The sequence below is a fragment of the Herbaspirillum sp. DW155 genome (assembly GCF_037076565.1).
In the GTDB taxonomy this organism is placed as follows: domain Bacteria; phylum Pseudomonadota; class Gammaproteobacteria; order Burkholderiales; family Burkholderiaceae_D; genus Herbaspirillum.
On the sequence record NZ_AP029028.1, the window covers coordinates 4002799 to 4022814 of the forward strand.

Here is a 20016-nt window from a genome sequence, read left to right on the forward strand (position 1 = left end):
CCGGCTTTGCAACATCCTTGCAAGAAATCTGCCCTCCAGCGGCCCGCAAACCTGCGCCCCGCCGCGACGGTGGTTATAATGCGCGTCATGGAAAAACAGACCGAATTCGTCAACTGGCTGCGTTCCGTCGCGCCTTACGTCCACGCCTTTCGCGGCAAGACCTTCGTGGTCGCCTTCCCGGGCGAGCTGGTCACGGCTGGCGGCCTGCAGGTGCTGGCCCAGGATCTCTCGCTGCTGCATGCGCTGGGCATCCGCGTGGTGGTGGTGCATGGCTCGCGTCCGCAGGTGGCCGAGCAACTGGCCCTGCGCAACGTCGAGGCACGCTTCCAGAATGGCCTGCGCGTGACCGACAGCGCCGCCCTGGAATGCGCCAAGGAAGCCGCCGGCGAACTGCGCCTGGATATCGAGGCCGCCTTCAGCCAGGGTCTGCCCAATACACCGATGGCGCACTCGGCCATCCGCGTGATCTCCGGCAACTTCGTCACGGCCCGTCCCATGGGCGTGATCGATGGCGTGGACCTGCAACTGACCGGCGTGGTGCGCAAGATCGCCGCCGACGTGATCCAGCCCATCATGAACGCGGGCGGCATCGTGCTGCTCTCACCGCTGGGTTTCTCGCCCACCGGCGAAGCCTTCAACCTGACCATGGAAGATGTGGCCGTTTCTGCCGCCATCGCCCTGCGCGCCGAAAAGCTCATCTTCCTCTCGGAAACCCCGTTGATGAAAGATGCCGCCGGCGCTGAAATCCGCGAGTTGTCTTCGCACCAGGCCGAGGCCGTACTCTCGGCCGGCTTCCTGCCTGCCGATGCGGCGTTCTACCTGGCCAGCGTGGTCAAGGCCTGCAATGCGGGCGTATCACGCGCCCACATCGTGCCCTTCTCCACCGATGGCTCGGCGCTGCTGGAATTGTTTACCCACGATGGCGTAGGCACCATGGTCACCTACGAAAACCTGGAAAGCCTGCGCCAGGCTACCATCGAGGACGTGGGCGGCATCCTCAAGCTGATCGAACCGCTGGAAGCCGATGGCACCCTGGTCAAGCGCGGCCGCGAACTGATCGAGCGCGAGATTCATTACTTCTCGGTGATCGAGCACGATAACGTCATCTTCGGCTGCGCCGCGCTCTATCCCTTCCCCAAGGAAAAGATGGGCGAAATGGCCTGCCTGACCGTGAACCCGGAAGTGCAGGGCCAGGGCGACGGCGACCGTATCTTGAAGCACATCGAAACCCGTGCGCGCGAAGCCGGACTGACCAAGCTCTTCGTGCTCACCACCCGCACCTCACACTGGTTCCTGAAGCGCGGCTTCGTGCTGGCAGGCGTGAACGACCTGCCGCAGGATCGCCAGCAGATCTACAACTGGCAGCGCAAGTCGCAGGTACTGATCAAGAATTTGTATTAATGATTTATCCGTCAGGACGTGAGCAGGCTCAACCGCTGACACCCATCGCGGCCCGCCCGTCCCAGGCATTTCAACTTAACGAACCAAGGAATCGACATGGCACGCATGGTCCACTGCATCAAACTGAACAAGGAAGCCGAAGGCCTGGACTTCCCGCCCTATCCGGGCGAGCTGGGCAAGCGCATTTATGAAAGCGTCTCCAAGGAAGCCTGGGCCGCCTGGCTCAAGCACCAGACCATGCTGGTCAACGAAAACCGCCTGATGCTGGCCGACGCCCGCGCCCGCAAGTATCTGGCCGCGCAGATGGAAAAACATTTCTTCGGCGAAGGCGCCGATGCCGCCGCCGGTTACGTGCCGCCGCCCAGCGAATAATCGCGCCAGGCACTCCCTGCCCTGCACGCCGCCCTGGTCCGCCACGGCGGCGTTTGTTTTTGCGGCCGATGCCTTCAGCCCCGCGCCGGACGCTACAATGCCGGCTCCGTTCCCGACTTCCTGCTGGAGCCTATCTTGTCCTTGCGTCGTCTGCGCCTTGCCCTGCTGTCCGCCAGTCTCGGCTTGACTCTCTTTTCTCCGCTGCTTCCGGCGACAGCCGCCGCACCGGCGCTTCCGCCCGGCGTCACGCCAGGCCCCAGCGCCGAGGGCATCAGCGAGTACCGCTTTGCCAATGGCTTCAAGCTGCTCCTGCTGCCGGATGACTCCAAACCCACGGTGACGGTCAACATCACTTACCTGGTCGGCTCGCGCCACGAAAACTATGGTGAGACCGGCATGGCCCACCTGCTGGAACACCTGATGTTCAAGGGCTCACCGCACAATCCGGCGATCCCGCAGGAATTCAGCAAGCGCGGCATGAACTTCAACGGCACCACCTCGCTGGACCGCACCAACTATTACGAGACCTTCGAGGCCGGCCGGGACAATCTGCAATGGGCCATCGCCATGGAAGCCGACCGCATGGTCAACTCCCACATCGCGCGCAAGGACCTCGACAGTGAAATGACCGTGGTGCGCAATGAGTATGAAGCCGGCGAGAACTCGCCCGCCCGCGTGATGATGAAGCGCATGCAGAGCGTGGCCTACGACTGGCACAGCTATGGCCGCAGCACCATCGGCGCGCGCAGTGATATCGAGAACGTACGCATCGAGAATCTGCAAGCCTTCTACCGCACCTACTACCAGCCCGACAACGCCGTGCTGCTCATCGCCGGCAAGTTCGAACCGGCCCAGGTGCTGCAATGGGTCGACCAGAGCTTCGGCCGCCTGCCCAAGCCCAAACGCAGGCTGCCCGACTTCTGGACGGTAGAGCCGACCCAGGATGGCGAGCGCCAGTTCGTGATCCGCCGTCGCGGCGGACAGCAGCTGGTGGCGCTGGGCTACAAGATGCCCTCCCTGCTGCATCCGGACGCCACCGCCCTCGGCTTTGCCAGCGATATCCTGGCCGATACGCCCAATGGCCGCCTGCACAAGGCGCTGGTGGAAACGGGGCTGGCCACGGCGGTCTATCCGATGCAGCTCGGCGGCTTCGCCCCCGGCCTGCAAATGATCGTGGCGCAGGTCAAGGCGGGGGCTGACGTCGAACCGGTCAGACAAGCCATGATCGCTGCGGTCGAATCCTTCAGTGCCAACCCGCCGACCGAGGAGGAAGTGGCGCGCCTGCGCCGCGAAAGCGCCAACAGCTTCGAGACGCTGCAGAACGATCCGCAGATGATGGCAATGGCCATATCCAACGCGATTGCACGCGGTGACTGGCGCCTGCTCTTCATCGAACGCGATCGGGAGCAGCGCCTGACCAGTGCTGACATCGCCGCTGCGGCTGGTCGTTACTTCCGCCGCGACAATCGCACCGTCGGTCTCTACCTGCCGGAAGATCATCCGCAACGCGCCGACGTACCGGCCGCCCCCAGCGTGGCATCGCTGCTGGCGCAATATCAGCCGCGTGCGGCCATCGCCTCTGGCGAAGCCTTCGATCCGGCGCCCGCCAACATTGAACAGCGCACCACGCGCATCGCCCCCGGCCAGCCGCCGCACGCTGCACTCAAGCTGGCGCTGCTGCCCAAGCAGTCGCGCGGACAGACCGTCTCGGTGAGCATGAACCTGGAGTTCGGCGATGCCGAGAGCCTGTTCGGCCAGCGCGCCGTCGCCCAGCTGACCGCTGCCATGCTCATGCGCGGTACCCGGACACTGGATCGCCGCCAGCTGGCCGATGAATTCACGCGCCTGAAGATCAACGGCAATGTCTATCGCTTCCAGACCACGCGCGAGAATCTGGCGCCGGCCTTTGCGCTGGTGGGACAGGTGTTGCGCTATCCGCGCATGGACCCGGCCGAATTCGCGCAATTGAAAAATGAAACCGTGGCCGCGCTCGAAGCCACCCGCAAGGAGCCCGAGGCCCGTGCGGCCGAAGCCTTGCAGCTGCACTTCGAGCATTACCCGGAGGGTGACTGGCGCGCCGCACGCACGCTGGAGCAGCGCATCGCCGATGTACAGGCTGTGACGCTGGAACAGGTGCGGGCCTTCCATCAGCGTTTCTATGGCGCCTCACACGGCGAGGTGGCCGTGGTCGGCGACTTCGATGCCGAAGCCGCGCGCGCGGCCATCGATCAGGCGTTCGGCGGTTGGAGCAGTGCTGCGCCTTACGCGCGCGTGCTGCGGACCTGGGCTGATATCCCGGCCACGCGCATCCTCATCGATACACCCGACAAGGAGAACGGCATCTACCTGGCGCGCCAGAACATCCGCTTGCGTGATGACGACCCCGACTACCCCGCACTGGCCGTGGCCAATTACCTGCTCGGCGGTTCCAGCCAGCAGTCGCGCCTGGCGGACCGCATCCGCCAGAAGGATGGCCTGTCCTATGGCATCCACAGCGGCTTGCAGATCGGCGCCATCAGCGATGCAGCTTACCTGACCGTGCAGGCTATCGCGGCACCGCAGAATCTGGACAAGGTGGAGACGGCCGTGCGCGAGGAAATCACCCGCCTCCTCCAGGAGGGCTTTACCGAGGACGAACTGCTGCGTGCCAAGTCCGGCATCCTGCAGCAGCGCAACCAGCAGCGCGCCGACGACAGCGGCATTGCCACCAGCTGGAGCGCCCTGATGAACCTGGATCGCAGCTTCCTGTGGCAGCAACAGCTGGACCTCAAACTGGCCGACCTGACGCTGGCGCAATTGAATGCGGCCGTGCGCAAGTACATCGATCCGGCGCGCATGACGGTAGTGATTGCGCGGGATGAGGCCAAGGCTCGCCAGCCCTGAGTCGTCGGTCGCATAGGACGGAAAAAATGCCCGTGTCGGAAGACACGGGCATTTTCGTCTGCGAGTCGCCTGAGCCTGTTCGCCTCAGAACTCCAGCTTCTTGACGCCATCAGCCGTGCCCAGCAAGCAGACGTTGGCTCCCTGGCGTGCAAACAGCCCGTTGGTGACCACGCCGACGATATTGTTGATCTTGTCTTCAATGTCGGCCGGGTCGTTGATAGCCAGGCCCAGCACGTCGATGATGTAGCAGCCGTTGTCGGTGACCAGCGGCTTGCCGTCGCCATTCTTGTTCAGACGCAGGCGCGGCTGGCCGCCCAGGGCAGCCAGCTTGCGCGCCACCACGGCGTGCGACATCGGGATCACTTCCACCGGCAGCGGGAAGCTGCCCAGCACCTCGACCAGCTTGGAGCCATCGGCGATGCAGACGAATTTCCGCGCCACGGAAGCCACGATCTTCTCGCGCGTCAACGCAGCGCCACCGCCCTTGATCATGGCGCCGGCGCCATTGATTTCATCGGCGCCGTCGATGTAGACGGGCATGGTCTCGACCTCATTGAGATCGAACACCGTGATGCCGTGGGAACGCAAGCGCTCGGCAGTGGCTTCGGAAGAGGCCACCGCCCCCTTGATGCGGTGCTTGATCTTGCCCAGTTCATCGATGAAGAAGTTGGCCGTGGAGCCGGTGCCCACGCCGATGATTTCGCCGTCGACCACGTAGTCGATGGCGGCCTTGGCTACGGCCTGCTTGAGTTCGTCTTGAGTCATGATGTGTCAGTTCAACGTAAATAAAACCAGGTGCGTTCGCATTTCGGCAACGCAAAAAAAATTCTCGGATGACGGGATCGACGTGCTCAATGCACATCGTCAGGCTGCTCGTCCAGGGTCTCGAAGAGCGCGATCTGCAGCCGCGAATGCAGCTTGACCAGCTTGCTCCACAGCAACCACAGCAGCCCGGCAGCGGCTGCCAGCACGAAGGCCAGCAGGTTCAGGGGCGGCAGGATGCTGGCGCTCAATACGAAGATCAGCAGCATGATGCCCACGATGGACATGATGGGCAAGATCTCCGAGACGATCTTGCGCACGCCCGAAGTATACGCTCCCGCGAACTCGGGCTTGACGCTGACCTCGGCCAGCAGCATCGACAGGGCCTGCAGCTTGCGATAGGTGGCGATCAGGAAAGGCAAGGAGAGCACCAGGGCGCAGCCCCAGATGATGGCCTTCTGCACGTCCGGGTCCGGCGTCCAGGCCGACAGCTGGCGCGACAGGCCATCCACGAAGAAGGCCCCGGCCAGGAACACCGCGATCACCAGCGCCAGGTTCACCATCACCTGCACCAGAATGCGCCGGATGATGCGCGTGAGTTCGGCGCGGTCGCCGGTGGGTTGCAGACTTTCCAGCCAGCGCGAATACATGCCCAGCAAGCCCGAGACCCGCGCCGGCACCAGCGTGACCGCCTTGGCCGAGAGCGGATCGGCGGCCTTGATGAGGTAAGGCGTGAGCAAGGCGGTGACCGCCGAGACCGCCACCACGATGGGATAGAGGAAATCGCTGGTGACCTTCAGGCTCTGGCCGAGTGCGGCGATGATGAAGGAGAACTCGCCGATCTGCGCCAGACCCATGCCCACGCGCATGGGCGTACGTCCGCCCTGCCCGGCCACGAAGGTACCCAGACCACAGCTGACGAGCTTGCCGAAGACCACGGCCAGCGTGATGACGGTGATCGGCATCCAGTACTTGACCAGCACGTTGGGATCGAACAGCAGGCCGATGGCCACGAAGAAGATGGCCGAGAACATGTCGCGGATCGGTTCCACCAGGCGCTCGATGCGATGCAGCTGGCGCGACTCGGCCATGACCGCACCCACCAGGAAGGCGCCCAGAGCCACACTGTATTGCAGCTTCATCACCAGGAGACAGAAGCCGAACAGCACGCCCAGCACCGCCACCAGCAGCATCTCGTTGCTCTTGAAGCGGGAGATGAAGCTCAGCAGGCGCGGCACCGCCAGGATGCCCACCACCAGCGAGACGGTCATGAATAGGATCAGCTTGCCCACCGTGGTAAAGACTTCGGTGGAATCCACCGAGCCGCTGGTGGCCACGCCCGAGAGCAGCGCGATCATGCCGATGGCCAGGATATCTTCGACGATGAGGATACCGAAGATGATCTGGGCGAACTTCTCGTTCTTCATGCCCAGTTCGTTCAGGGCCTTGACGATGATGGTGGTCGAAGATACGGCCAGCATGGCGCCCAGGAAGATGGCGTCCATGCGCTTCCAGCCGAAGTAGAGACCGATCTCGTAGCCGACCCAGATCATCAGCAGGATCTCGGCCGCCGCGGCGATGAAGGCGGTGGCGCCGACTTTGGCCAGTTTCTTCAGACTGAATTCCAGCCCCAGCGAGAACAGCAGGAAGATCACGCCCAGCTCGGAAAGAATGTGCACGGTCTTCTCATCCTGGATCAGGTCGTAGGGTGGCGTATGGGGACCGATGATGACGCCGGCCACGATATAGCCCAGCACCACCGGCTGCTTCAACTTGTTGAAGACGACGGTGACGATGCCGGCAATGAGCATGATGATGGCCATGTCCTGGATGAATAACTCGACTTCGTGCATCGTGCGGGATTTCCTTTCTGTAGTGCGGTAGAGATGGCGGGCGACGGCGCGCAAGAAACGCCGCCCCCCCGGCAAGGCTGCGCCCTGCGGCGCAGGCCGCGGACGGTGGATGATAGGGATTGCTGGTACTGCTGGCGGGCCGGCCTTGCGGGCGCCGGCGCGGGGTGCTGATCTGTGTCCGCTCTTGTTGCCGTGACGACGGTACTGCTTCAGCGAAGACGCAGTGGCGGCAAAACATCTTGATGGCGCACTGCCGGAAGCCCCGAAAATAACACAACTGACAAGCGCACTGCAATGCAAACGGCCTGCCCGCTCTTCAGATCACGCAGTCTTGCGGGGCGAGACTGCCCGGACGGAAAATGAAAAACTTAGTAAATCCTGCCGGCCTCATAGGAGGGCCAGCACTGAAATCTAACAAAACCGTCACGGCTGAGCTTGCCGCTCCCGCTCAGCCCGGCACGCGGACCTGCACCTCGACCGCCTTTTCATCGAAGGCAATACGCGTGGTGAACTTGGCCCGCTTCATGGGGAAGCGCGACTGGAAGTGGCGCACGTTGCCGGACCCCGAGATCACGCGTCGCACGAACTGATAATAGGCGTCCATGTCGATGACGTGTACGGCCAGGAAGTAGTCGTATTCACCCGAGACGAAGTAGCACTGCATCACCTCGGCCTCCTTGGCCATGCGCTGCTCGAAGTCCTGCATGTGCTGGTCGGACTGGTTGTTCAGCGAAATCTCCAGGAAGGCCAGCATGCCGTAGCCGAGCGCGAAGGGATCGACCATCGCCACTTCGGCGCTGATGATCCCGGCCTCGCGCAGCTCGCGGATGCGGCGCAGACAGGTCGGCTGGGAGATGTGCAGTTTTTCTGCGAGCACACGTGTGGAGATCTGGTTGTCCTTCTGCAGCATGTTGAGCAGTTTGCGGTCCACCTTGTCGAGGGTGTGAAGTTTGGCAGCCATGGTCTAGGTCGAGGATGATTGTTCAAGGCCGGCCGCTCAGAAAAATGGGGCTGGCCGATTCTTATGTTGTACCGTCGCATTATTCAGAAAGTCGGAGACGAAAGCAAAGCGGACAGCCCGGTCGCCGCAACGAGGATCTGAATAACACTGTGTTGCGAGAAAAATGATCAATCCAATCTACAGAGGAATTCTATGAAACTCAAGTGCGCCATTATCCCCCTCATCGGCTTGTCGACCGCAGCTGGTCTGGCATTCGCCGGCGCCGCGCATGCCCAGGAAGTGGTCAGAATCGCCCATGTGGGCCCGCTCTCCGGTCCCAACGCCCACATGGGCAAGGACAACGAGAACGGCGCGCGCATGGCCATCGATGAATTGAACGCCAAGGGCTTCACCATTGGCGGCAAGAAGGTCAAGTTCGAACTGCTGGGCGAAGACGATGCCTCCGATCCCAAGCAGGCCACCGCCGTGGCCGCCAAGCTGGTCGACCAGAAGGTCGCTGCCGTGATCGGTCACCTCAATTCCGGCACCACCATCCCGGCATCCAGGATCTATAGCGATGCCGGCATCCCGCAAGTATCCCCCTCGGCCACCAATCCGAAGTATACCCAGCAAGGTTTCAAGACCACCTTCCGCGTGGTCGCCAATGATGCGCAGCTGGGCGCGGCGCTGGGCAAGTATGCGGTGCAGAAGCTGGGCACCAGGCACATCGCCGTGATCGACGACCGTACCGCCTACGGCCAGGGCGTGGCAGAAGAATTTGCCAAGGGCGCAAAAGCGGCTGGCGGCACCGTCGTCGCCACCCAGTTCACCAATGACAAGGCGACCGACTTCAATGCCATCCTGACTTCGCTCAAGGGCAAGAAGCCCGAGGTGATTTTCTTCGGCGGCATGGATGCCGTGGGCGGCCCGATGCTGCGTCAGATGAAGCAACTGGGCATCAGCGCGAGGTTCATGGGCGGCGACGGCATCTGTACCGGTTCCCTGCCCAGCCTGGCCGGTGATGGCCTGGGCGAGGACCAGGTGATCTGTGCCGAAGCGGGTGGCGTGGATGCCACCGGCAAGAAGGGCATGGATGACTTCCGCGCCGCCTACAAGAAAAAGTTCGGCATCGATGTGGTCTACAACGCGGCCTATGCCTACGATGCCACCATGACCGTGGCCGACGCCATGGCCAAGGCCGGTTCCGCCGATCCCGGGAAGTACCTGCCCGAACTGGCCAGGATCAGCCACAAGGGCGTGACCGGCGTGATCGCCTTCGATGCCAAAGGGGATGTCAGGGATGGTTCGCTGACCCTGTACACCTACAAGGGTGGCCAGCGAACCCTGCTGGCGGTGACCAAATAAGAGCGTGACGCCCTGCCCTGCAGACCGCCCCCCGGGCTGGTCAGCAGCGGGCTAAAAAAGCAGCGCCTCCGATGCAGGTCGGGGGCGCTGTCGTTTTCCTGGCGCAGAAGCTTCGAGAAAGATTGCCGGGACGGTCATATATATTGTTTTAATTATTTACGCCTTATGCCCGGTCTTCTGTCCGTTTACTTAGTTTTTGTGCTGGCGCGACCGGACTATTTTCTTAGTTCTGACTGATCCTGCCATTTAACGGGCGAGCGCTTTTTCCAGCGCCGACTTGTTCATCGATGAGCGCCCCTTGATGCCGCGCGATGCGGCCTCGGCATAGAGCTGCTTGTAGGTCCGGCCCTGCGCGCCGCCGTGCGAGCGCAATCCTCCGCGGCGCGACGGTGACATGTCCTGCGTGGAGGTCTTGCTGGCGGTCCTGGATTCGCCATGCTGCGCGCGCTCCTTGTTGACGGTACGGGCGGCAATTTCCTCGGCCCGTTTGGTACCGGTGCCGCGCTTGACGGCGCTGGACTTGATGTGTTCGTACTGGCGTTCGCGTTTGTTGCTCCATGCGGCTTGCGGCATGACGGCCTCCTGTGGGCTGGTACCCGGCCTGAAGGCGCCGGGTGATGGTGGATGCGGATGATGGACCGATGAGGGCCATTGGCGATGATTCATCTTTGTCCATGCGCCTTCTGCCTGCTATCCGATGGTGACTGAAAGCACTGTAAGACTTGCTGAAGCAGCCCTGCTTTTCATGCGGTGGGAAGGCTTTGTTGTGGCAGTGCACGGGGATACGGACGGGAAATATCGCAAGTCAGTTCTTCACAACCTTTCTGCGCCTCATCAGTCCAACCGCTCATTGCAAAGAGACGGGAGGACACGATGAAACAGATCACGGTCGTATTTGGCGCGGTGCATGCGGTGATCGCGCTCTTGTTCGCGCTGGGTGCGCTGGCGCTGATCGCCATTGCCGCGCGCATGGGATTTGACGCGGTGACGGAGGGCCTGGGCCTGGCGCAAGCGCAGGCACTGATCGAGGCCATCGGCATTCTGGCGGCGGCGGTGGTGGCTTTCCAGATCGCCGAGACCATCACGGAGGAAGAGGTCGTGCGCGACGCCAACATCAGTGCGCCGACGCGGGTGCGGCGCTTCCTGTCGCGGTTTTTCGTGGTGGTGATCGTGGCGCTGGCCATCGAGGGCCTGGTGATGACCTTCCGCTCCGCCCACGAAGAGGCGACCGACATGATCTATGCGGCGGCGTTGCTGGTCGGCACCGGCGTTTTGCTGGCCGCCTGGGGATATTTCATCTATTGCAACCGCGCAGCCGAGGAACTGGAGCCCGATGCCATGGAAGAGGCCAAGGAAGAGGACAAGAAGATCGACGGCTGAGCATGGCCGTGGGGCGGCGCAGCCCGGGTTGGCAGGGCTGGCCGTCCATTGGAGCAGGTCTGCGGTAAATTTCGGCGCAATATCTCAACCTGCTCGCTCAACGGCGCCTAAGCATTCTTCCCCCCATAGAATGCATGGGATGCCTCCCTACAGACCTTTTCATAGAAACGATCTGCGTCTTCAATTCGATATCCCGCTCCCGCGAAGCAGCCCCGAGACACTTCCTGCAAGGTATGCCGCATACCCGAAGCGTCAGCATAAATCGGATAAAGGCATCCAATGAGTGCAATGACGTCTGCTTCCGACATACGCTCTTCACCGCTCATCAAACGAGCATGATTGATGCAAGCTGCCGCATTTGCACATGTGAACGAGTCGCCCAGGCCAGAGCTATCTTCAAAGCCATTAAAACTTTCGTTAACCTTGAAATGCGCCAGCGGCATATTTTCTATATTTTTGGCGTCAATCATCGGCTTCAAGTCTTCCAACGCAGCGGGGTTATCCCGCAGACGCCATTGATGAAAACGCGACTCCAATCTGTGCAAAGCTGGTCCCATCACGCTTGTGTTCCGGGTCAACACGCTCTTGTTCGGATCTTCAAACATCAGGCTTTGATCTAACTTCAGAGTTTCGTCCAGCGAAAGAAGGCCGTTATCCGCCAGCATTTTCATGATGACATTTTCCGCATGCCCCCAATACTGCTCATGGGCATACACCTGGCGCAGATTCAGAATCGCCCGCCCGGCTGCGAACTGGCTTTTCTCGTCAAGCGTTGCGCTACTCGAGAGTTTCGCCTCCAGATCATCAACACATTGGCGCGGAGTCCATCCTTTTTCCTCGATTGTCTTCACAAAATCTGAATAGCCTTTAAGCACAAAAGGATGAGTAATCGAGCGGGAAGCATATCCCGTAGAACCGGTCTCTTCGTTGAAAACGCCCGACAAGGAATACTTCCCCTTTTTGTCGTACAGAGGGCTCTTGGTCAGGTCAGGATCTTGAGGAACAAAGGCAGGTTGGTAGCGTTCGATACTCTCTTGCTTCACGCGCTCACCCTTAAGACATGCAATTGATTTTGCAACCGATTGATAAGAGTCGCCACTATCGACCAATCGGCTAAGGTAGGTACGAACAGCGGATCGATAATCCGTCATGGTAAGGAACTGATTATTTCCTACACGCCTTGCCATAGCGCTCGGCCGGAAATCTCGCGCCCGGCTTTCGCTATCAAGCTTCTCATACCGTTGCAGATAATGTTCCGCCTTTGTGTTTGCCCGGTCCAAACGCTCATTGCTGGTAAAGCCTTGCTTATCATCATGCAGGGCGGTTGTAGAAAGAAAGAAATTGTTTGTCACCTGATCGTATGCATACGCGGCCCCGGCAAGTCCGAGCACGTATTTCATACGTCTTGAATTCCAATTTCGCATACCTCCGTCGCCGGCATTTTTCTGTCCTCCTAAATGAGTTGCCTGCTCAGTGCCATTCTTAGTATTCAAGGTTGGCTGCGTGGCGGTCGCGGCAGCTTTGAGCACTGTGCCAGCCAGGCGCTGCTCCTGACTTTGGGCTACTTGTGCCAACTCTAAAGCAGCGCTGGATAAATGAGTGGGGAATCGCATAGTCTTTACTCCGTTATCGCCTGATAGTTTGCGACACCATCAAGCCATTTCATACATTTTGTCGTGGCTACCAATCGCGAAAAAGGCCTCTACTACTGATGAGTGAGAAAGTACAGCCAGCCAGTTCCTGGAAATTGATTTCACAGAGCTGTGCGGAATTTCACTAGCGTGGAAGCACTAATCCACATCTCAACACCACCTAGCGGAATTGAGACATTCAACACCAAATCATGAGATCCATTCCGCCTCAAAGCCAAACATCTCTTCCCAATCTACCGGAGGATGTGCAAAGCCAAATCATCGGCCAGATACAAACTGCCATTCGTGGAGATATCTTGCGCACCAATCCTTCCGCAACGCCGGAAGAACGCGCCAGATTGTCCGCGCGGGAATTCGCACGACTCAAGTTGGTGAATCCCGCGATGCGCAATATCGTGACGCAGACAACTCAACATGTTGAGGAGGTAGGCATGGCTGTCAGCAGGACGGCGATACATAACATCATCGGCAGCGTGCGTTTTCGCCAGGAACTGGTAGCTATCCTCAATGAGCAGTGCTTTATCGAAGTGCCTTTTAGTTGGCTTTCTCCATTAGAACAACAAATCACGCTAGAAGAGCTTTCCCGTCCAGTGCAATTAGCTCATCTGAAAAGATTGCACATTGACGCGAAGTCATACATGAATACCGCCAGACTTCCTCTCAGGGGAATCGCAATGGCACTTAACGCGCTTGATCGTCATGGATCAGATGCGCTGAGCGTTGACTTGGATCTGGCACTCAATGGTCTAGGCAATGAACGTCTGAAGGCATTCATCTTGAGTCTGCCCCACGAACGCATCACGAAGTTGAACCTTGACGAAAATCACATCGGACAAGAAATTGCCCTCTTGATCGCTGATCGCCTGCTGGGAGGATTGAAAGAACTGTCAGCGTCGGACAATTCCTTTGGTGAGGAAGGTGCGAAGGCCCTGGCAGGAAAACTGGAAAATTCCCGTATGGAATCACTTAATTTAGCGGGAAACCATATCGGCTCTTCAGGCGCAGCAGCGATCGCCGCAGTACTACCGCAATCATCTCTATCCTCACTCAATATCAGCGGCAACCGTATCGATGGAAATGGCTGCAGGGCGATATTTCTGGCGATGAAAAGATCCGCGCTCGCACAGTTGAGTATCGGTGGTAACGAAATAGATATGGATGCGGCAATAGCACTCACGAACGCAATACCGGGTTCGCGCATCAGAAATCTGGACATTAACAATACGGGGATTGATAACTTAGGTGGAACATTATTGGCTGAAAGAATCAAGGGAAGTGCAGTGACAGATTTAAAACTTGGCACCAATCCGCTCTCGGATGAAGGAGTACTGGCGATAGTGAATGTCTTGCCAGAAAGCGCGGTGACATCCATGCAGCTGAGCCGGTGCGGTCTGGGCCGAGCAAGTGTACTTGGCCTTGCAGATGCACTCCCGCATTCGAAGCTGAAATGGCTGGCATTGGATGAAGTGCACCTGACAGACGAATGCATCAGTGCCTTCGCGGACGCACTGTCATCCTCCAAACTGGAGGCTCTTCATCTAGATGGTGCAGCTTTAACTACTAGCGGACTGAGAGCGCTTGCTGAAAAAATTCCGAATTCCGCCTTACGCCAACTAAGCTTAGCGAGGAATATGATAGGAGACGCGGGCGCAGCCATCATAGGCCGCGCTTTACAAAACTCGAAGCTGACTGATCTTACTCTTGACGCTAATGGCATCGGAAATCAGGGACTGATAGCGCTAACGTCGACATTGGAAAACTCCACCTTGCTGAGGCTTTCACTGGCGGCCAATAGGATATCGTCAGCCGGACTGAACGCGCTGGCAGCGCGGCTGCCTCTGTCCCGATTAACCAACCTTGATCTAAGCGAGAATTTTGTGCGCGACGATGGCGCTACAGCCCTGGCCGAAGCACTCACAGGCTCTCGATTGACCTACCTTAGCCTTCTAGGTAACGAGATCAGTAACGTGGGCGCAACACAAATCGCCAACGGCGTAATGCACTCGAAGCTGATGCACGTGGACCTTAGTGAAAATCCGGAAATAGATGATGAGGAAATTGCAGCCGTAGATGCCGTACGAAGGCGTATCAATCCTCCACAGATCTACCTGGAGTAAGACTGGGAGCACCCAATATGGATGCGATATCTGACTGAACTTTAGATCCGAAAATCGTGGACGTAAGCCTTGGTCGGCAAGGCGGAGCTCTATCGCATTTACTGCGATTCAGACAGTTGTGGCAATCCAGAATTCAATAAGAACGCCCGCGCTAGCGGGCCATTTCCTTTGTCAAAATGTTTGATTGCCAATCCGACGAGATATATTGCGAGGGTCGAAGGTTTCAGAGGGATTGATCACGATAACAGAAGGCTGCTGCGGATTATTCATTGCAGCTTCCACTTCCTCCCTCATCCGCTCCCACTCCCTGGTTTGCCCTTCCATCTCCGCAGCAAGCTGCCCAGGATTTGTTCCGGGATGAATACCTCCGTTCACCAAAAAATGATGATGGCTTCGCACCTGCACCAACAAGATGTTAGTGGCACGATGAAGCCGACCAAACGAAATGCTGAGGCGAGGTTCCGCTCCGCTCTCCATGAATGCCTGCTGCTCGGGAGTGAGCCCGATCACCCGTTGAAAGCGCTCCAGCGCACCACCTAAACGATCAGCATCAGACAACTCAGAAGTATTACCGGCATTCGTCGCATCAACGGAAGCAGACATATGCGAACCACCAATACAATTACCCATACCAAACCTTTCGCCAGATCAGACACGCCCGAGACGGGAAAAAGAAACTTCTTTCGGGATATCTGTCGCAGCTAATGCAACTGGAGTTCCAAGAAATCCTGGTGAAGCAGCATGACATCCAATTCGTAATCAAATCCTGCGAATCAGCAAATCCCGTCAGCGCCTCAGGTAATTCAATTACCCCCCATTTCCATAAAAAAGCCCGCAGATCGGGCACTTCTTCGTCCTGCATAGCAGGATCAATATACTTAAAAGTTTGAAAAACGGGGAAGCAAGTCTTGATCGACGAGGCGGATCGCTATCGCATTTTCTGCCTTCAAACGCTTCTTATTTTTACGGAAAATTTTTCGTTCGCCCATACGGTTGCTTCGGCGACGGTATTGATCTGTGGAACCAGCAGTCTTCCGCTGTCTACATATCCTCGCTCAGGGCGACGTCGATTTCATCGATAAGTCCTGCAAGCCTCGCGACGTCGACAGCAAAAAAAGGGAATGCCCCCCTTGACCCATTTTTGCGCTCAGATGTGCTCATGCCGGCGAATCTTTCCCGTTCGCCGCAGACGCGTGCTTGTCCGGACTGACCACTAGCCTCCCCCTGCAAGCACGATATAGATTCGTGACCTGCCCTCTTACAGCAGTGATCTGAACTGCAGAGTAGTCCGCATCCGATCCGGTTAGTGAGCCAGATTGCAAAGGCGGAGCTTCCCATAAAAATATTATTGGACCATTTAATGAACAACCACATTCTTCCTTCAAGCGCCGGCAACAATATCCTCCTGGATCCGTTGCTCGACGATATTGCCGCACATCAGCGTGGTGCTGCCGATGCGCCTGCACAGGCCTCGCTGCCAACTGCTGCGGCCATGTTGGATCGTAGTCACGAACAGCGCATCCGCGCGCAGCAGCTCAGCTCCAGCACGGAAATCACGCTGGCCCGGGCCGATAACGAACAGGTCGCCGCGCATATCGACATCGATGGCCAACATGAACCGCTGCAGTGGCCTGTGCTGCGTTGCCAGTTGGTGATCGATCCCGCCAGCGGCCGCCTGGCGGCTGCGCGCACCGGCGCGGCCGGTGATGTCGCGGCCCTGAGCAGTCTGGTCGAAGAGCTGAACCGCTCTCCGGCATTTCTGGAGCGGATGAAGCATCTGTACCAGGAACTCGCACCAGAACAGACGCTTGAATTGCGCTACAGCATGGGCGCGTCAATGGATGCGCAATATCGTCACCTGCAATCACGCTTCAAAGTCAAACAGGTGCTGGTATGGAAGGATGGCGACCATGCAGCGCGTCGTCGCGACGAAGTGCTGGCGGCAGCGACCGAACATGCGCCTTCGAGCGGCGCTGAAGAGGACTTCGTTGTGCTCGACCTCAAGGGCATCAGCGTTTTCAGTGCCGCCCTCGCAGGTATGCGCCAGCAAGGGGCACTCTGGGACGAGAAAACTGGTCATGACGATTACGCCCGCCTCTCGAGTGTGATACCTGATATCTCGGTGCATGCGACAGCCGATGACGTCGCGCTCGACGCACTCGGTGAGGCCATCCGTCTGGAACTGGCCGATCCTTCCCATGCTGACTTTCGCGCAGGTCAGGCGCTGATTCATGCGCGCTATCAGGCGGGCCGGATCGAGCACAGCTGGGGGGCGCTGGGCGGCAGCATGATCGGCGGCGCGGTCTATTCGCTGGGAATGATGATGCTCAACAATGTCATCAACCGCAGCATGATCCCCGCAGAAGTGCAGCGCGAAAGCGGGCTCGATCGTCAGAACACGGCACAGAAACTGTTTTCGGACGTATCCGAAGACCTCCTGTCGGTCGCCACACCCTGGCAAAAATTCCTGATGACATTCGATCCCAGCTGGCAACTGGGTAGCTGGGAAATCTTCGACAACGCCATCCTCGATGCCGTGCTGGGTGATGATGACTCCGACGATGATTCCGACGATGAGCCGCCGCTGCAAGCCAGGGCCAGTGATGCCACTGATCAGGTCTCTGCGCAGGCTGGCGAGAACGCCGGTGCCGAGGCTGGTACTGTCTTGCTGGCCGGGGCGCTGGTGGCGTCGCAACAGAGGATAGAACAGGGTCTGGCAGAGCTGACTGCTGCCAATCTGAAGTCAGGGCTCAGCACGGTCGCTGCGAAAGCCTCTGCAATGATGGGGCAGATGGCCTCTTCTGCTTCGTTCGCAGTGCCGGCCGGGATCATCTCGGGCATCTTCTCCTGGCCCGACAAGGCCATCGAGATCTGGAAGCCAGCCGGTGCCGTGAATGCCTTCAAGGCAGGCTTCAAGGTCGCGGTGACATCTCCCGTATCCAGCCTCGCGTGCAGTTCAGGATTCTTCCTCAAGATGGGCGAGGTGGCGGCCGAGACCGAGGCAGCCGTTCTGCAAGCACTCGAACAGCGGCAACTGGCCTGGCCACAGCACAATCCTTTCGATGCCACTCAGGCCTTCGATCGCAGCGACATGGAGCAGGTCAAGCGGGCGGTCTGGGATATGACCCAGGAACAGCTCAACAACGAGCCTGATGCGCTGGCGGTACGCCTGTCGGTGCCGATGGAGTTTCTTTCGGGCGTCGTGCAGGGAGGTATTTCGCTCATTCCCGGGATGAATCAGGCGATTTCGTTTGCGCTCGATACGGTCTTCTTCGGCCCGGGTGAACTTCTCTGGATGACCATCACAGGCGCCATTTCCAACCGCGCCAACGAACAGGAGCTGCGGACCCGCCTGGCGGAAGTGATGCAATCGTGTTCGCAGGACAGCCCCGGCGGAGTCCGGAGCCGACGCATGGCGGTGCAGTTCCTGCTGGATAACCGGCTGATCTCGGAAGAAGGCTTGCGCCAATGGCAGCAACAGACTGTGGCGATGTTGGGTGGTGCCATGATCCATCCGGTCTATGAGGGCGCAAGCCATCTCAGGAATGGCGGGCGGATCGGGCTGCGTGCACTGGCCGATCTGCCGTCGCGCATCGGCGCGACCATGCCCGACGGGGTTCGTCATCTGGCGTCCCGCACGGGGGAATGGCTCTCCACGGCAGGACAGTATGTCGGCGCCAGCGCCGGCACCGCCGTGGAATGGGCGGTCTCTGCGGGCATGGCCGTCGCGCGCCCGTCGATTTCCTATCTGCGTGGCGAAGAGCATGCGCCTGACGCACAGACCGCTACCCGCTATGCCGAGATGCTCAAGGCGCTGCCCGCGCAGGCAAGCAAGACCATGACGGAGCTGCTCGGACCGGGTGAACACAATCTGCGCATCCGTGCGCGATTGCCCTACGAGCGGGCAGTTCTTGGGAAGCCAAGCGGTGATACAGGCAATTCAATCGATGCAGATTTCAAAAACTAAAGCCCGCAGAAGCGGGCTGCAGAAGCGGGCTTTTTTACCTCTGCTGGCCGATAGCGAACACACATCGGTCAACATGACACGATGGAATTACCCGGCACGATACCGTTTGGCAGAGAGCAGATTATCGCAAGGCAAAAACTGAGAAATTCTGAATCATATGCGGGACAGCCGCAGCGGCAAATGCGACAACGAAGGAGCTGCCGCGACGAGCAATGTAACTTGCGGAAAAAACGTAAAAAGACCACGCTGTACCAATAAACCGCAGGGGTGCACTTAGACCATGCAGCACACCCCATACCATGGCTGAAATCGCTGCGACTAACACGCTGTTTTCGACAAAGCGGGAAATAACTGAGACCCCTAGTGCTAAAAGAAGAGTCTCGATCATAGGACCGAAAAGACACGCTACCCACAACCAATATTGGCTTGACCAAGTAAAGTGAGGAAGAAGGGGATAAGTATCTACACCAAGCCAAGTGCAAAAACTGACCGCCAAATAAGATGCCAAATATGATAGCGGCACGGATATTAAGGACATCAAAAATACATAGTATCCAAGCGGCATCTCAGCACTGTCAAACGGCATCGAGACTAACTTTTTTAACATTACTCTTCCTCAAATAAGAGAATACTCATTGGATGGCATATTCAAATATGATTTAGCCCCCCTTCTTCCTACCGACAGATTCACCGTGCATCTCTTCTGTCCATTCTGTACGGAACTGTCGCACTACTGCCTGTCACTGAACGTATAGGTTGCGGCAGTGAACAACGCCTGCCGTTTTACACGTTGGCATTCGAATTGAAAATGCCCACATTTACTAATGAGAGAAAAAATGGATCGCATTTATCCAAAACCCACTTTTGAGTTCTACGACAGCAGTGACAGTGACAATGAAAGCAAGAAGGCACAATCGCCGCGAGGCGAATCGAGCAGCAGCAGTTGGCAGCCGAGCACTCGCATCCCTGACACCAATCGTCGAGTTCGCTTCGAAGTTCCAACTGAACCCACGCTTCAGCGTAGCTACGCCAGCCGAGCACCTGAGCCAATTGAGGTCTACTCCTTGGAGCAGGAACTAAATAAAGCAAAACTGCATATCAGGCAGGCCGCCGGCGAAATGGCAAAACTCGCGCGACAAGGCTACTCCTCAATGATCAAACAATACGTAGACAAAGGCGAAGTCCCTCCTCGCATTTTTAAAGAATACAAACTTGATGAACTAGATGTACCAGAGGTTCTAAAGCGCTACAAGGACACCATGAACGACCGCTAAAACCTTAGCTTCACAGCTTAGTCCCTGTAAAGTGCCTGTTAACTACGGGC

The 20016-nt window shown here is 58.4% G+C and carries 15 protein-coding genes; 8 read left to right on the forward strand and 7 right to left on the reverse strand.

The window, feature by feature from the left end; translation table 11 throughout:
- The first annotated feature begins 87 nt into the window (after positions 1-87).
- The 3 genes from argA (at position 88) to AACH55_RS18155 (ending at position 4656) form a co-directional block, all read left to right on the forward strand.
- On the forward strand, positions 88-1401 hold the full coding sequence (argA, locus tag AACH55_RS18145) for an amino-acid N-acetyltransferase (RefSeq protein WP_338716060.1): 1314 nt from the start codon (positions 88-90) through the stop codon (positions 1399-1401).
- A 96-nt stretch (positions 1402-1497) separates the two neighbouring features.
- Positions 1498-1773 (forward strand): oxidative damage protection protein, encoded by a 276-nt coding sequence (locus AACH55_RS18150; RefSeq protein ID WP_017453994.1) that lies wholly within the window; start codon positions 1498-1500, stop codon positions 1771-1773.
- Positions 1774-1908: 135 nt separating this feature from the next.
- Complete coding sequence (locus tag AACH55_RS18155) at positions 1909-4656, forward strand: pitrilysin family protein (RefSeq protein WP_338716061.1); 2748 nt, start codon at positions 1909-1911, stop codon at positions 4654-4656.
- Positions 4657-4740: 84 nt separating this feature from the next.
- Here AACH55_RS18155 and rpiA read toward each other — a convergent pair whose 3' ends face one another.
- The 3 genes from rpiA to AACH55_RS18170 form a co-directional block, all read right to left on the reverse strand.
- Entirely contained in the window at positions 4741-5421 is a 681-nt protein-coding gene (gene rpiA / locus AACH55_RS18160) for a ribose-5-phosphate isomerase RpiA (protein WP_338716062.1), read from the reverse strand.
- A gap of 86 nt (positions 5422-5507) precedes the next feature.
- Entirely contained in the window at positions 5508-7271 is a 1764-nt protein-coding gene (locus AACH55_RS18165; RefSeq protein WP_338716063.1) for a cation:proton antiporter, read from the reverse strand.
- A 448-nt stretch (positions 7272-7719) separates the two neighbouring features.
- Positions 7720-8232, reverse strand: coding sequence for an Lrp/AsnC family transcriptional regulator (locus AACH55_RS18170; RefSeq protein WP_008331218.1), 513 nt, complete (start codon positions 8230-8232; stop codon positions 7720-7722).
- 192 nt (positions 8233-8424) lie between these two features.
- Between AACH55_RS18170 and AACH55_RS18175 the strand changes: the two genes are divergently transcribed.
- Entirely contained in the window at positions 8425-9576 is a 1152-nt protein-coding gene (locus AACH55_RS18175; RefSeq protein WP_338716064.1) for a branched-chain amino acid ABC transporter substrate-binding protein, read from the forward strand.
- A 246-nt stretch (positions 9577-9822) separates the two neighbouring features.
- On the opposite strand, the gene AACH55_RS18180 is transcribed toward AACH55_RS18175, so the two are convergent.
- Entirely contained in the window at positions 9823-10149 is a 327-nt protein-coding gene (locus AACH55_RS18180) for a plasmid stabilization protein (protein WP_338716065.1), read from the reverse strand.
- A gap of 300 nt (positions 10150-10449) precedes the next feature.
- On the opposite strand from AACH55_RS18180, the gene AACH55_RS18185 reads away from it, so the two are divergent.
- Entirely contained in the window at positions 10450-10956 is a 507-nt protein-coding gene (locus AACH55_RS18185) for a hypothetical protein (RefSeq protein WP_338716066.1), read from the forward strand.
- Between the two features lie 107 nt (positions 10957-11063).
- Here the strand turns inward: AACH55_RS18185 and xopAG are convergent, their stop codons facing one another.
- The gene (xopAG, locus tag AACH55_RS18190) at positions 11064-12569 is read right to left on the reverse strand and encodes a XopAG/AvrGf1 family type III secretion system effector (RefSeq protein ID WP_338716067.1); all 1506 of its coding nucleotides are present in this window, start codon (positions 12567-12569) and stop codon (positions 11064-11066) included.
- Between the two features lie 230 nt (positions 12570-12799).
- On the opposite strand from xopAG, the gene AACH55_RS18195 reads away from it, so the two are divergent.
- Positions 12800-14725: a hypothetical protein gene (locus AACH55_RS18195; protein WP_338716068.1), complete on the forward strand. Its 1926-nt coding sequence runs from the start codon at positions 12800-12802 to the stop codon at positions 14723-14725.
- Positions 14726-14896: 171 nt separating this feature from the next.
- On the opposite strand, the gene AACH55_RS18200 is transcribed toward AACH55_RS18195, so the two are convergent.
- On the reverse strand, positions 14897-15328 hold the full coding sequence (locus tag AACH55_RS18200) for a hypothetical protein (RefSeq protein WP_338716069.1): 432 nt from the start codon (positions 15326-15328) through the stop codon (positions 14897-14899).
- A 757-nt stretch (positions 15329-16085) separates the two neighbouring features.
- Between AACH55_RS18200 and AACH55_RS18205 the strand changes: the two genes are divergently transcribed.
- Positions 16086-18692 carry a hypothetical protein gene (locus AACH55_RS18205; RefSeq protein WP_338716070.1) on the forward strand — a complete coding sequence of 869 codons (2607 nt, stop codon included), beginning with the start codon at positions 16086-16088 and terminating at the stop codon, positions 18690-18692.
- 121 nt (positions 18693-18813) lie between these two features.
- Here the strand turns inward: AACH55_RS18205 and AACH55_RS18210 are convergent, their stop codons facing one another.
- Positions 18814-19299 (reverse strand): hypothetical protein, encoded by a 486-nt coding sequence (locus AACH55_RS18210; protein WP_338716071.1) that lies wholly within the window; start codon positions 19297-19299, stop codon positions 18814-18816.
- Between the two features lie 229 nt (positions 19300-19528).
- Here AACH55_RS18210 and AACH55_RS18215 point away from each other — a divergent pair, with 229 nt between their 5' ends.
- The gene (locus AACH55_RS18215) at positions 19529-19966 is read left to right on the forward strand and encodes a hypothetical protein (RefSeq protein ID WP_338716072.1); all 438 of its coding nucleotides are present in this window, start codon (positions 19529-19531) and stop codon (positions 19964-19966) included.
- Positions 19967-20016: the final 50 nt, after the last annotated feature.